Origin of the sequence: Aestuariimicrobium sp. G57 (genome assembly GCF_050110855.1) — a bacterium.
Lineage (GTDB): Bacteria > Actinomycetota > Actinomycetes > Propionibacteriales > Propionibacteriaceae > Aestuariimicrobium.
Genome location: NZ_JBNINW010000003.1, coordinates 393,468 through 406,451, shown reverse-complemented (window position 1 = coordinate 406,451; position 12,984 = coordinate 393,468). Strand labels below are relative to the sequence as shown.

Annotated in this window: 13 protein-coding genes; 11 read left to right on the top strand and 2 right to left on the bottom strand. The window is 70.4% G+C overall.

Features of this window, described 5'->3' with window-relative positions:
* The first annotated feature begins 5 nt into the window (after positions 1–5).
* The 7 genes from ACQCX5_RS08985 (at position 6) to ACQCX5_RS08955 (ending at position 6,257) form a co-directional block, all read left to right on the top strand.
* Positions 6–599, top strand: coding sequence for a nucleotidyltransferase family protein (locus ACQCX5_RS08985; RefSeq protein ID WP_434541686.1), 594 nt, complete (start codon positions 6–8; stop codon positions 597–599).
* Positions 599–1,483 (top strand): AAA family ATPase, encoded by an 885-nt coding sequence (locus ACQCX5_RS08980; protein WP_434541685.1) that lies wholly within the window; start codon positions 599–601, stop codon positions 1,481–1,483. The genes ACQCX5_RS08985 and ACQCX5_RS08980 overlap by 1 nt, the downstream gene beginning before the upstream one ends.
* Positions 1,483–2,601 carry a vWA domain-containing protein gene (locus ACQCX5_RS08975; protein ID WP_434541684.1) on the top strand — a complete coding sequence of 373 codons (1,119 nt, stop codon included), beginning with the start codon at positions 1,483–1,485 and terminating at the stop codon, positions 2,599–2,601. The genes ACQCX5_RS08980 and ACQCX5_RS08975 overlap by 1 nt, the downstream gene beginning before the upstream one ends.
* Entirely contained in the window at positions 2,594–3,799 is a 1,206-nt protein-coding gene (locus ACQCX5_RS08970; RefSeq protein ID WP_434541683.1) for an XdhC family protein, read from the top strand. The genes ACQCX5_RS08975 and ACQCX5_RS08970 overlap by 8 nt, the downstream gene beginning before the upstream one ends.
* 99 nt (positions 3,800–3,898) lie before the next feature.
* Entirely contained in the window at positions 3,899–5,149 is a 1,251-nt protein-coding gene (locus ACQCX5_RS08965) for an ATP-binding protein (RefSeq protein ID WP_434541682.1), read from the top strand.
* A 22-nt stretch (positions 5,150–5,171) separates the two neighbouring features.
* Complete coding sequence (locus tag ACQCX5_RS08960) at positions 5,172–5,399, top strand: RNA-binding S4 domain-containing protein (RefSeq protein ID WP_434541681.1); 228 nt, start codon at positions 5,172–5,174, stop codon at positions 5,397–5,399.
* A gap of 84 nt (positions 5,400–5,483) precedes the next feature.
* The gene (locus ACQCX5_RS08955; RefSeq protein WP_434541680.1) at positions 5,484–6,257 is read left to right on the top strand and encodes a VOC family protein; all 774 of its coding nucleotides are present in this window, start codon (positions 5,484–5,486) and stop codon (positions 6,255–6,257) included.
* Positions 6,258–6,338: 81 nt separating this feature from the next.
* Here ACQCX5_RS08955 and ACQCX5_RS08950 read toward each other — a convergent pair whose 3' ends face one another.
* Positions 6,339–7,142, bottom strand: coding sequence for a hypothetical protein (locus ACQCX5_RS08950; RefSeq protein WP_434541679.1), 804 nt, complete (start codon positions 7,140–7,142; stop codon positions 6,339–6,341).
* A gap of 132 nt (positions 7,143–7,274) precedes the next feature.
* Between ACQCX5_RS08950 and ACQCX5_RS08945 the strand changes: the two genes are divergently transcribed.
* The 4 genes from ACQCX5_RS08945 (at position 7,275) to ACQCX5_RS08930 (ending at position 10,619) form a co-directional block, all read left to right on the top strand.
* Complete coding sequence (locus ACQCX5_RS08945; protein ID WP_434541678.1) at positions 7,275–9,179, top strand: sensor histidine kinase; 1,905 nt, start codon at positions 7,275–7,277, stop codon at positions 9,177–9,179.
* Entirely contained in the window at positions 9,167–9,802 is a 636-nt protein-coding gene (locus ACQCX5_RS08940; protein ID WP_434541677.1) for a response regulator transcription factor, read from the top strand. The genes ACQCX5_RS08945 and ACQCX5_RS08940 overlap by 13 nt, the downstream gene beginning before the upstream one ends.
* Positions 9,803–9,900: 98 nt before the next feature.
* Entirely contained in the window at positions 9,901–10,422 is a 522-nt protein-coding gene (locus tag ACQCX5_RS08935; protein ID WP_434541676.1) for a hypothetical protein, read from the top strand.
* Positions 10,419–10,619: a helix-turn-helix transcriptional regulator gene (locus ACQCX5_RS08930; protein WP_434541675.1), complete on the top strand. Its 201-nt coding sequence runs from the start codon at positions 10,419–10,421 to the stop codon at positions 10,617–10,619. Before ACQCX5_RS08935 ends, ACQCX5_RS08930 begins: the two co-directional genes overlap by 4 nt.
* A 64-nt stretch (positions 10,620–10,683) precedes the next feature.
* Here ACQCX5_RS08930 and ACQCX5_RS08925 read toward each other — a convergent pair whose 3' ends face one another.
* Complete coding sequence (locus tag ACQCX5_RS08925) at positions 10,684–12,819, bottom strand: MMPL family transporter (protein ID WP_434541674.1); 2,136 nt, start codon at positions 12,817–12,819, stop codon at positions 10,684–10,686.
* Between the last annotated feature and the right edge of the window lie 165 nt (positions 12,820–12,984).

Sequence of the window (12,984 nt, the reverse complement as noted above, 5' to 3'; positions counted from 1 at the left end):
CGGGCATGCGATCCCACGCCCTCGTGCTGGCGGCCGGTGCCGGCCGCCGCATGGGAATGCCCAAGGCCCTGGTGCCCGGCACCGACGGTGAGCCCTGGGTGGCCCGCACGGTACGGGTGCTGCGCGAGGGCGGCTGCACCGCGGTGACCGTGGTCGCCGGGGCTGCCGCCGACCAGGTGGCACCGCTGGCCCGGGCTGCGGGGGCGGGCGTGGTCGTCGCCGATGACTGGGACCAGGGCATGGGGGCGTCGATGGCGGCAGGGATGGCCGCTGTCGCTGATGGCGGGGTTGCTGGGGACCTGGCCGCCGACGTGCTGGTGCTGATGCTTGTCGACCTGCCCGACATTGGTCCGTCCGTGGTGGCGCGGGTGCTGGCAGCCGTCGAAGACCGGACGAATGCGCGCGAGGTCGTCGTCCGGGCGGCCTATGCGGGCGTGCCCGGGCACCCCGTGGTGGTCGGGCGGGCACACTGGGATGACCTGGCCGCAACGCTGCACGGGGACCGTGGCGCACGGGACTGGCTCGCCGCCCGCGAGGTGGCGCTGGTCGAATGCGGTGACCTGGCCGGTGGTCAGGACGTGGATGTGAAGGATGGATGATGCACGACGACCCGGCTGACTTGGGCAACGCTGTTGACCTTGCCGAGCCCCAGCAGCTGCAGCAGGCCCTGGCCGCCCACGGCTACCTGGCCGATGAGCGACTGGCGACCTCGGCGTGGCTGGCCCTGTCGATGGAACGCCCGCTCTTCTGCGAAGGCGTGCCCGGGGTCGGCAAGACCGCGCTGGCTGCGGGCATGGCCGGCGCGCTCGGTGGGCCGCTGCTGCGGCTGCAGTGCTATGAGGGCATCGAGGTCGGGCAGGCGCTGTACGAATGGGACTTCCCGCGTCAGCTGCTGCACGCCCGCGAGGGGCTGCCGGGCGGGGTCTGGGACGAGCGCTACCTGCTCGAGCGTCCGGTGCTGGCGGCGCTGCGCGCGTCCACGAACGGGGCCCGCGCCGTGTTGCTGGTTGACGAGGTCGACCGCGCCGACGACGAGTTCGATGCCCTGCTGCTCGAGGTGCTCTCGGACTGGGCGATCACGATCCCCGAGCTGGGGCGGGTGGCCGCCGAGGTGCCGCCGTTCGTCGTGGTCACCTCGAACCGCACCCGCGATGTGCACGACGCGCTGAAGCGGCGTTGCCTGTACCACTGGATCGACCTGCCGCGCCGCGACCAGGAACTCGCCATCGTGCGCCACCACGTTCCCGAGGCGCGTGACGGCATGCTCGCCCAGGTGCTCGACGCGGTCACCCGGCTGCGCGCGCTCGACCTGGTCAAGCCCCCGGGCCTCGCCGAGACGATCGACTGGGTACGGGCGCTGGTGCTGCTGGGCGCCGACGGGCTGGACGACGGGCTGGTCGAACGCTCACTGCCCGCGGTGGTCAAGCATGCGGACGACCTGGCGCCGGCACGCGCCGCACTGGTCGGGGCAGGCGGCGACTAGTGGCCGGGCCCGAGGTGCACGGCCTCGACGAGGTGCTGCTGGGCTTCGTGCAGCGCCTGCGCGAGGCGGGGCTGGTCGTGCCCACCGACCGGGTGGTGACCATGCTGCGCGCCGTCGGGCTGGTCGACCTGCTCGACCGCGACATGGTCGCCGGGGCCACCCGGGCGACGCTGTGCTGTTCGCCGGACGACGTGGCCACCCACGACCGCATCTTCGCCGAATACTTCAGCGCCGTGCCACAGTTGCGCTGGCCGGCGACGGCTGTGGAGGTCGAGGCGCGGGTGCCCGATGACGGCGGTGAGGGTGTCGGGCCGGCCGAACCCGGGCCACCGCGTGAGGTCGCCCACCGCGGTGAGCGGCTGCGGACGCGCCCCCTGCGCGATCTGGCGGCTGCCGAACGCGACGAGGCGCTGGCGATGGTGGCGGCGCTGCAGCTTGATCGTCCGGTGCGCCGCGTGCGGCGACGCGCCAACGGCGGCCACCGCATCGACCCGCGCGCGACCACCCGGGCGATGCTGCGCCGGGGCGGCGAGGTGGTCGACGTGCGCCACCGTGAGCGGGCGCTGCGACCGCGCCGCGTGGTGGTGCTGGTCGACGTGTCGGGGTCGATGAAGCAATGGGCCGAGGTGAACCTGCGCTTCGCCCATGCGCTGCGCCGCACCCACGCGGCCGAGGTGTTCACCCTTGCCACCCGGCTGACCCGGGTCACAGCCGAACTCTCGGGGCGCGATGTCGGGGCGTCCATCGCCGCGGCCGGTGCGTGCGTGCCCGACTGGACGGGCGGCACCCGGCTGGCGGCCGGGCTGAACCACCTGGTGGACGACTGGGGACGGCGCGGGCCGCTGCGCGGCGCGGTGCTGGTGCTGATGTCGGACGGGCTGGACACCGGCGAACCTCACGAGGTCGCGGCGGCGATGGCGAGGGTGGCGCGGCTGGCGCACAAGGTGGTCTGGGTGCATCCGCGGGCGGGCGTCGAAGGGTGGCAGCCGGCCACCCGGGCGCTGGTCGCCGCCTTGCCTTTGACTGACGAATTGGTGGCCGGTGGCAGTGTGGCTGAACTGGCCCTGGTGGGTCGCGCGATCGCGCGTCCGGGGGGAAGGGTGATGGCAGGTGCGTGAGATTGCAGGGGAACTGGGCCCGCTGCTGGCAGGCAGCGACCCGTTCGCGATGGCGATCATCGCCCGCACGTGGCGCTCGTCGCCGCGTCCGGCGGGCACGTTCATGGCCGTGACCGGCGACGGTGCCGCCATCGGCAGCCTGTCGGGCGGCTGCATCGAGGGCGCGGTCTATGAGACTGCCACCCAGGTGATCGCCGACGGTGGCGCGGTCGCGACGCATTACGGCGTGACGGGGCAGGACGCGTTGCGCGTCGGGCTGACCTGCGGCGGTGAGATCGACGTGACGATCTCGCGGGTCGACCCGGGGGACGAGGCCGTGGCCGAGCCGCTGCGGGTGCTCAAACAGGCATTGGACGAGCAGCGCGCGGCGGTGTTCATCCAGCGGGTCGACACCCGGCCGGGCAGCGAGGGTGATGCGGCGCTGGGGCGCTGGGTGACCTATGTGGGGCCGGACGCCCCGCACGGCGACGGGCTGGTGGGGTCGCTGGGGTCGTCCGGGGTTGATGCGCGGGCGCTGGTGGTGGCCCGGGGAGTGTTCGGCACGACGGGGCAGTCGCTCGATGAGCCGCCGGTGGCACAGGACGAGCCGGAGTTGCTGGTGCGGGCCTGGGCCCCGCCGCCGCGGCTGGTGGTGTTCGGGGCCATCGACTTCGCGCGGGCCGTGGTGCGGATGGGCAAGTTCCTGGACTACCGGGTGAGCGTGGTCGACGCGCGCCCGGTGTTCGCGACGGCCGAACGGTTCCCCGAGGCGGACGAGCTGGTGGTCGCGTGGCCGCACCGGTGGCTGGCGGCCGAGGTCGAGGCCGGACGGATCAGCCGCACCACGGTGATCCTGGTGTTGACCCATGACCCGAAGTTCGACATCCCGGCGCTGAAGGTCGCGCTGCGCTGCGGGGCGGCATTCGTCGGGGCGCTCGGCTCACGCAAGACCACCCGCGACCGCGAGGCGGCGCTGCGGGCCGAGGGCGTGACCGATGACGAACTGGCGCAGCTGCATGCCCCCGTGGGCCTCGACATCAGCGCCGAGACGCCCGAAGAGACGGCGGTCTCGATCATGGCGCAGGTGATTGCCGCACGCAGTGGGGCGCCGGGTGGTTCATTGGTCGGCGGGGACGAGTCGATCCACCGGCAGGTTGGGGAGCATGCCCCGGTCGAATGCGAACCCGAGCAGCCGCTGGGCCGGGTGGGGCTGGGGTGAGGCAGCCCTGCTAAAGGTAGCGTAGAAAGTCTGCTAAAGGTAGCGTATAGGGTCTGCTAAAGGTAGTCTATGTCGGGTGCTCGTGGTAGTCTGACGGGCGTGGAGTACCTGCGGCGTACCGTGGATGACGAGCTGGACGATCTTCTGGCGTTGGCCCCGGCTGTGGCCATCGACGGCCCCAAGGGTGTCGGCAAAACCGACACCGCCTCGCGTCGGGCCTCGATCCGATTCCTCTTCGACGATCCGGATCATGCTGCGCTCTGGCAGGCGGATCCTGTGATGGCACGGGTTTCTTCGGGGACCGTGTTGCTCGATGAGTGGCAGCGATTCCCTGAAGTGTGGGACGTCGTGCGACGTGCGGTCGACGCGGGTGCCCCGGCAGGCAGGTTCCTGCTCACAGGAAGCGCAACGCCTGCTTCTGCGCAAGGCACCCACAGCGGCGCAGGTCGGATCCTGTCATTGCGCATGCGGCCGATGGCCATCCACGAACGTGGGACGGCGCGTCCGACGGTGAGCTTGGCCCGACTGCTCGATGCTGCGCAGGCAGACGTCGGGGGATCCACAGACTGGGCTGTGCACGACTATTTCGCGGCGATCGAGGAGAGTGGCTTTCCAGGGATCCGCACAGCCCACCCAAGGCTTCGCCGAGCCCTGCTCGACGGATACCTGCGGCGGATTGTTGACCGTGACCTTCCGGAGCTGGGCGTGTCCGTCAGGCGTCCCGAGACCTTGCGGCGGTGGCTGAATGCCTATGCTGCGGCATCGTCCACGACGACGTCGTACAGTCGGCTGCTCGATGCTGCGAGTGGCGGGGATGGGTCGCAACCCGCGAAGAGCACTACGATCGCGTACCGCGACCACTTGACGCAGCTGTGGTTGCTTGATCCAGTTCCTGGGTGGAGTCCGAGCAGAAGTCCTCTAACCCGGCTGCAGCAGGCACCCAAACACCAGCTAGCTGATCCAGGTCTCGCCGCTCGGGCCTTGGGCCTGTCGGCCAGAACACTGCTCTCACCATCGGGTGCGCACCTCGCGGGGCCGTTCTTCGAGTCCCTGGCCACGTTGACTGTCAGGGTTGCAGCCCAGGCGGCCGAAGCCACGGTCGGACATCTGCGTACCCGTAATGGCGACCACGAGGTGGACCTGATCGTCGAAGGCCCGGAGGCCCAGATTGTTGCATTTGAGGTGAAGATGTCAGCGAGCATTGGCGACGCGGACGTCAAGCATCTGCTGTGGCTGCGTGACCAGTTACCCGAGCAGGTGGTCGACTTGGTGGTGCTGACGACTGGAGTGCACGCGTATCGAAGACGCGACGGGGTGGCGGTCGTGCCCTTGGCGTTGCTCGGGCCGTGAGGCGCCGCCCTAGGATGGGCGCATGAGTGATGACCCGATCCGGCTCGGCCAGTTCTTGAAGTACACCGGCCTGGCCGACACCGGCGGTGAGGCCCGCGAGTGGATCCAGGCCGGGCTGGTCACCGTCGACGGTGAGGTCGAGACCCGCCGCGGACGACAGCTCGCCGACGGCATGCGGGTCGGCGTCACGATGCCCGACGGCTCGGTGCGCGAGGCGGTCGTGGGCGAGGAGTACGACCCCTTCGCCTGAGCAGGCCACCGGCCCCTCTGGCCCGCCACCGGACGCACGCGTAGGCTCGTCCACAAGAAGCGGAGCGCGTGCAAGGAGCGAGCCATGACCGTCAACGGAGCACCCAACTGGGTGGAACTGACCACCACCGACCTGGCGAAGGCGAAGAAGTTCTATGGTGAGCTGCTGGGCTGGACCTTCACCGACAGCGGGCCTGACTACGGCAACTACCACATCGTGTCGGTGGGCGGTAAGTCGGTGGGCGGGGCGATGCAGATCGACCGCGAACGCATGGGCCCTGATGCCACGGACACGTTCGTGGTCTACCTCGACGCCCCCAATGCCGCCGAGGCGCTGGAACGGGCCACCGCCGCGGGCGGCACGGTGCTCGTGCCGACGATGGCCGTGGGTGACCAGGGCGTGATGGGGTTCATGGTCGATGCCGCGGGATCGGCGGTCGGGGTGTGGCAGCCCGGCACGCGGGTGGGCTACGAGGCGCACGACGGCCACGGCGCACCGGTGTGGTTCGAGCTGTTCACCCGCAACTTCGAGACCGCGGGCCAGTTCTATGAAGAGGTCTTCGACTGGCACATCGTGCCCATGGCCGAGCAGGACGGCGAGATCGGCTACGCCACCAACGGCGGCGGCGCCGAGGCGGCTGCCGGCCTGTGCAATGCGGGGGAGTGGCTGCCCGACGGGGTGCAGGGCTACTGGCGCGTCTACTTCCAGGTGGACGACGCCGATGCCGCGGCCGAGCAGGCGGTGGCGATGGGCGGCCACCTGCTGGATGGCCCGACCGACAGCGAGTTCGGCCGGGTGGCGACGCTGGTCGATGACCAGGGCGCGGGCTTCCAGGTGTTGCAGCCGCCGGTGCAGTGACTGGTTCGACGGTGACCTGGTTCGACGCTGAGTGGTTTGACGTCGGATCCGACGTCAAACCACTCAGTGTCGGGCGGCCCTCTACCCGCGCAGCACCCACTCGGGCCTGGTCATGCTCTGCTCCCGGGTCATCCGGATCGCCGCCCGGGCCACGAAGGCCAGGCCCGCCACCTCGAGCAGCCCGCCCGCCACGGCGAACCACTCGTTGTTCAGCACGAGGTTGGTCACGTGCCCGACCGGCCAGCCGATGATCAGCAGCCCCGCCCAGTAGGGCACCAGCCCAGCCAGGCGACGGCGTCCCACGATGACGGCAAGGCCCAGCAGCAGCGTGCCCACCAGGTTGCCGGCCACGAACACCAGGAAGACCCAGAGACCGGCGGTCATGGCCGGCGAGCCGTCGAAGGCCGACTCCGGGACGTTGTGGCGGGCCAGTGCGATCTGGTCGAAGCTCGTGAACACGACGCCGAAATAGCACACATAGCCCGCGATCATCAGCACCCCCGCCAGCAGTGACAGCCGGGGGCTGGCCCAGCGCAACACCCGCAGGGCTGTGGGGATGCCGGCCACGATGAGCAGGCAGCCGATCAGGGCGAAGGTGCTGGCCCAGATCATGGTGCCCCCGTGGGCGCGGGAGAGCGCCAGCGCCTCGGCCGTGGTCGCATCACTGCTGCCGTCGAGGGTCACCCACGCGTAGGTCACATTCGTCATGGCCTGCGCGACGAAGCCCAGCGGCAACGCCACCGCCGAGGCGATGCGCCGGAATCGGGCAGTGGGATCGTGGGGCGCGGCGTCGTGGGGCGCCTCGGCGTCGTGGGGCACCGCGGCGGCGTCCTGGGGCTCGTGGTCGTGGAGCCCGGTGAGGGGAACAGAAGGGGTAATGGTCATGCCCTGAGCGTGCTCCGTGCTCGTCGCGCGGGCATCCGTGCCGACCGCACTTCTGGGCGGGGTCGGCACGGGCCGGAAATTGCGTGCCAGCACGGATACCGCCGCGTGGATCGCCTGGCCTATCCTGCTGACATGCGCGCGACGACGCTCGCCGTGGTGGGTTGCTGGGGCGCCTTCGTGGGGCTGGCCCTGCCGGTGCTGGTGCGCGCCCGCGAAGTGGGTCATCCGTGGCCCGCGCCGGCGCTGTACCTCGGCGCGGGCGTCGTCTGCCTGGTGCTCGCATCGCTGATCGCCCGCAGGCGTCCCGGCCAGGTCGCCGCCGTCCTCATTGCCGCCGCGGCGGTCGCCGCCGATACTGCGATGTACTCGGGTCCCTTGATGCAGGGCGCCTGGATGCTGCTCTACCTGCCGTTCGCGCTGCTGCTGCTCACCGCCCCCGATGGACGACTTCCGTCGCCGGGGTGGCGGGTCGTGGCGTGGGGCCTGCCGGCCGTGGTCCTGGTCTTCCAGGTGGTCGCCGTCGTGGGGGCGCTGCGTCCCGACCTTGGTGCCGCGCACCCCCTGGCCGGTGACGTCGTGGGCTGGGTGCTGGTGGTGTCGTTGATGGCGGGACTGGTGGCCAGCGCAGTGGCCCCGCTGCGTCGCTACCGCCGGGCTGACGAGGCGACCCGGTTGGGGCTGCGGTGGTACCTGCTCGCGGCCTGCCTGGTGCCCGGCACCCTGCTGCTCTGCTGGGTGAGCCTGCTGGTGCTCGGCACCGTCGACCTGGTGGTGTTCGGGCTGGCCGCCATGTACATCGGCGTGCCCATCGCGGTGACGATGGCGCTGCTGCACCCCACGTGGGCCGACGTGGACCGCGCGGTGGTGAGCGCCGTCTCGGCCTGCCTGGCCGCTGTGGTGGTGCTGGCCGGGCTGACCGTGCTGCGACTGGCGACGGGCCAGACGCTCGACGCCTGGCCGGTGCAGGCCCTGGTCGCCGCGAGCGCCGCTGTCACGATCGTGGGCGTCGTTTGCTTCCGCCTCGGGACGACACGACTGGGGCTGCTCGTCTATCCGGAACGGGCGCGCGCCGGGCGGGCGCTCGCCAACCTGGCTGCCCTCGTCGAGTCGGGTCGGGCGGTTCCCACGGACGTCGAGGCGGTGCTGCGCTCGTGCCTTGCCGACCCGGACCTGGTGGTGGCCTACCGGGGGCTGGTCGATCCCACCCTGCGCACGGCCACGGGTGCACCCCTCGACGAGGCCATGCGGGGCGTCCGGCCGGGTCCGCGCAGCATCGTCAGCCACCACGGCGAGCAGGTGGGCGTGGTGGCCTGCTCGGCAGCCCGGACGATGCCACCCGCCGCCTCGGTGGTCACCGCGGCAGCCCCACTGGTCAGCGCCGCGCGGGTGCAGACGAGCCTGGCTGCTGCGCGGGCTGAGGTCGAGGCCTCCCGCGAACGCATCCTGCGCGCCGGATACGAGGAGCGCCGTCGGCTGGAACGGGACCTGCATGACGGTGCCCAGCAGCGGCTGGTGGCGTTGGGCATGCAACTGCGGGTGTTGCAGCGCTCGTCCGGGGTCGACCGCGCCGCGGCAGCCGGCCTGGACGCCGCCGTCGCCCAGGTCGGCACCGCGGTGGGTGAACTGCGCCTGCTTGCCCAGGGGGTGCGCCCGCGTGCGCTGGACGACGGGTTGGCGGCAGCCCTGCACGACCTGGCGGCGACGGTGCCGGCAGACGTGCGACTCGACCTGCACATCGCCGACCTGCCGGCACTGGCCGACGACACGGCGACGACGGCATATTTCGTCGTCGCCGAATCGGTGACGAACGCCCTGCGCCATGCGGGGGCGAGCAGCATCACGGTGCGGGTGGACGACGATGCCGGCCAGGTGCGCGTGCTGGTGGCCGATGACGGCGGTGGCGGGGCGCACGCCCGGGCCCGCGGTGGCATCGCCGGACTGGCCGACCGGGTGACGGCGCTGGGTGGCACCCTGCGGCTGCGCTCGCCGGAGCGGGGCGGCACGACCGTCGAGGCGGTGCTGCCGTGCGGGTCGTGATCGGGGAGGACTCGACGCTGTTCCGAGAGGGGCTGGCGGCATTGCTCGAGGTGTCGGGGCATGTCGTGGTCGGCCGTGCCGCCACTGCTGCCACGGCCGTCGCCCAGGTGCGCGCCCATCGTCCGGACATCGTGGTGCTGGACGTGCGCATGCCCAACGACGACGAGGGCATCGGCGCGGCACGCGAGATCAGGGACTGGCAGCCAAGCACCCCGGTGCTGCTGCTCTCGCAGCACATCGAAACCCGGCGCACGCTCGAACTGGTGACGGCGGGTGCATTCGGCTACTTGTTGAAGGATCGCGTGCTGGACACCGAGGACTTCCTGGCGGCACTGGCCCGCGTGGCCGGTGGCGGCACGGCGCTCGACCCCGAGGTGGTCGCGCACCTGGTCGGCGCCGCTCGCAGCGGGTCGGTGCTTGATGCGCTGACGGTCCGCGAGTTGCAGGTGCTGGCATTCATGGCCGAGGGGTGGTCGAACGCTGCGATCGCTGCCCGGATGTTCCTGTCGGCGCGCACCATCGAGACCCACACCAGCAGCATCTTCGCCAAGCTCGGCCTGCCCGAATCGGTGGACGAGAACCGCCGCGTGCGGGCGATCCTGGCCTATCTCGAGGCCCGGTAGTCAAAGGGGCTTGACGTCAAACTAGCTTTACTGTCAAGCTTGCTGCACATCGGCGGAGTGGTAATCGGCCGCACCGACCAGTCAGCAGGAGAGGCACCATGGAACTCACGTCCACACCCCACACCGCGCCCCGCGATCCGCAGCAGGCGCCGCCCACCAGGTGGGGTCGATCCGCCCGGCTGGGAGGCGGCAGCGGGCGGCTGGTCGCGGTCAGCATCCTGATGGGGGTCGCCGGCGCCTCGATCCTGGCCGCCGGGGCCACGGCGCTCGCGCAGGCCACGTCGGATGGCCTGTCGACGACCTGGGCGTTGCTCTTCCCGCTGGTCTTCTTCGTCCTGGCGGCGCCGGTGCTGGCCATGGGCGCGTGGGCGCTGCTGGTGGATCGCTCGAGCGTGCGCGGGGCGACCGTGCGTCCCGAAGACTCGATCGAGAACCGCTGGTACGACCGGGCTGCGCAGGCGACGTTCCACGTGATGCTGCCGGTCGTGGGCCTCGGGGCCGCGGTCGCCTCAATCACCCGCTGGCGGGCCGATGCCGGGCTGCTGCTGATGGGGGTGGCGGTGCTCATGGTCGCCGTCTTCGCGATCGCCTATGCCGTGGCACGACGGGCGGACGCATGATGGAGAACTCGCTGAAGGACCATCGCGAGCGCGCGGGTTGGTCGCAGCAGAGGCTGGCCGATGAGCTGGGCGTCTCGCGACAGACGGTGATCTCGATCGAGAAGGGCCGCTACGACCCCTCGTTGCCGCTGGCGTTTCGACTGGCGGCGGCGTTCGGGTGCCGGATTGAGGACCTGTTCACACCCGAGGCCGGCTGACGGCGGGCGACGCTGAGTGGTTTGACGTCAGATCCGACGTCAAACCACTCACTGTCGCCGCTGCTCAATGCGTGAACGAGATCCGGTCGGTGATGCCCCGCAGGAACTTCGGCGACCACCAGTTCCACCTGCCCAGCAGGCGCATGGTCGCCGGCACCAACAAGGCCCGCACCACTGTCGCGTCCAGGATGATCGCCACAAGCATGCCGTAGCCGACCATCTTCATGAAGAACAGCTCGCTGGCCGCGAACCCCGCGATGACCACGCACAACAGTGCTGCCGCGCTGGTGATCAGCCGGCCCGTCTTCTGCAGCCCGTGCGAGACCGCGGCGGTGTTGTCACTGGTGAGGTCGTACTCCTCTTTGACGCGGCTGAGCAGGAAGACCTCGTAGTCCATCGACAGGCCGAACAGCACCGCCACCATCAGCAGCGGGATCGTCGGGTCGAGGTAGCCGGGCGAATCGAAGCGCAACAGGCCCTCGAGGTGGCCGTCGGCGAAGATCCAGGTGACGATGCCGAACGCCGCGCCCAGTGAGAGCACGTTCATGAGCAAAGCCTTGAGGGGCAGCACCACCGACCCGAACGCCAGGAACAGCAGCACGAACATGGCCACGACGATCACGGTCAGCATCAGCGGCAGGATGTCGCCGATGGTCTTGAGCACGTCGACGGTTGAGGCGCTGGGCCCGCCGATCAGCACCTCGGCGCCGCCCGGACCGGGGACGTCGCGCAATGATTGGGCGAGGTCCTGTGAATGCTCCGACTGGCTGAGGCCGGGCCAGGTGACCCTGATCAGCGTCGCCGGTGCCGCGCCGCTCGCAGACTGCCGCGCCACCTGGACGTCGGCCACGCCCTCGACTGCTGACAGCCGCTTCGTGTATTCGGCGATGCCCGCCTGGTCGGTTGCCCCGCTGCCGGTCACCAGCACCTCGGCGCTGCCGCCGGTGTCGCCGAACCAGTCGGTCTGCTTCTGCAGCGACTGCGAGACCGGCGACGACTTCGGCAGCATCGCCGCATCGATCTGGCCCCAGCTGACGTGCAGCAGCGGGGTGGCCAGCACCACCAGTGCCACGACGATGGGGACGATGAATGCCAGTGGCCTGGCCATCACCGCCTGCGCGAGTTTGGCCCAGCCGCCCCGCTCTTCGGCCCGGGCCTGCATGCGGTTGATGACCGGGATGCCGGCCTTGTTGATGTTCGGCCCCAGCAGCACCAGCACCGCCGGTAGCAGCGTCAGCGACGCCGCCATCGCGACCAGCACCGCGGCGAGGCCACCCCAGCCGAGCGAGGCCAGGTAGGGGATGGGGAACAGCAGCAGCGTCGCGATCGAGATCGCCACCGTCAGCCCCGAGAAGAGCACGGTGCGCCCGGCGGTGGCCATGGTGACCTTGATGGCCGCCGCGGATTGAACTCGTCCATGCCCTGCTTGTTTGGCGAGTTCTTCGCGAAAGCGGGTGACGACGAACAGCGCATAGTCGATGGCCAGGCCCATGCCCAGCAGCGTGACGACCTGCACCGCGAACGAGTTGACGTCCTCGAACAGGCCAACGGTGCGCAGCAGCGCGAAGCCGCCGATGATGGCAGCGCCACCCACCAGCGTCGGCATGATCGCCGCCACCACCGAGCCGAACACCAGCACCGACAACAGGAACACGATTGGCAGGGCGATGGTCTCGGCGGTGACGATCGAGTCATAGGCCAGCCGGTTGATCTCGTTGAACATCGGGTAGGCGCCGTTGTTGAGCACTTCGAGGCCGTCGATGGCCAGGTCGTCCTTGATCTCGTTGTATGAGTCGAGCTTGCTCGACTGGTCGCCGGAGAGGTTGACCAGCACCATGCCGGCGCGGCCGTCATCCCCGACGAGTCGACCCGACTCGTCGGCGAACCACGGGATGGTCTGCGCGACAGCGCTCGAGGGCAGCGACTTCAGCTTGTCGGTGACCTTGGCGATCGTCGCCGGGTCGTTGATGGTGCCCGAGTCGGTGTGATAGATCACCACCAGGTCGGGGTCGACTTGCCCGAAGTGTTCCTTGACGAGGGAGTTCACCTTGTAGGACTCGCTGGTGGGGTCTTCGAACCCGCCGTTGCTCAGCTGGCCGAACACGCCCGAACCCCACACTGCCGCGAGCGCGCCGATGACCAGGCAACCGATCAGCACGGCGAGGGGGCGAGATCCCAGGAATCGGGCCCAGGGCGACATGGGAACCTCCGTGTGGCAGAACGCGTGGACGACGAGCGCAACCGCAGCCGGCCGCGGGTTCAGCGTACTGGGGTGGTGATGGGTGGTACGGGCGCTGTCCGGGGGAACAAAACCCGGTGAATCAAGGTTGAGTCGGGTAAGCTCAACTTTGAACCCACATCTCGC

Bases quoted from the DNA above. Each gene is read 5' to 3' on its own strand.
- ACQCX5_RS08950 (WP_434541679.1), bottom strand. From the start codon at position 7,142: ATGACCATTACCCCTTCTGTTCCCCTCACCGGGCTCCACGACCACGAG.
- ACQCX5_RS08930 (WP_434541675.1), top strand. From the start codon at position 10,419: ATGATGGAGAACTCGCTGAAGGACCATCGCGAGCGCGCGGGTTGGTCG.
- ACQCX5_RS08985 (WP_434541686.1), top strand. From the start codon at position 6: ATGCGATCCCACGCCCTCGTGCTGGCGGCCGGTGCCGGCCGCCGCATG.
- ACQCX5_RS08925 (WP_434541674.1), bottom strand. From the start codon at position 12,819: ATGTCGCCCTGGGCCCGATTCCTGGGATCTCGCCCCCTCGCCGTGCTG.
- ACQCX5_RS08945 (WP_434541678.1), top strand. From the start codon at position 7,275: ATGCGCGCGACGACGCTCGCCGTGGTGGGTTGCTGGGGCGCCTTCGTG.
- ACQCX5_RS08960 (WP_434541681.1), top strand. From the start codon at position 5,172: ATGAGTGATGACCCGATCCGGCTCGGCCAGTTCTTGAAGTACACCGGC.
- ACQCX5_RS08935 (WP_434541676.1), top strand. From the start codon at position 9,901: ATGGAACTCACGTCCACACCCCACACCGCGCCCCGCGATCCGCAGCAG.
- ACQCX5_RS08955 (WP_434541680.1), top strand. From the start codon at position 5,484: ATGACCGTCAACGGAGCACCCAACTGGGTGGAACTGACCACCACCGAC.
- ACQCX5_RS08980 (WP_434541685.1), top strand. From the start codon at position 599: ATGCACGACGACCCGGCTGACTTGGGCAACGCTGTTGACCTTGCCGAG.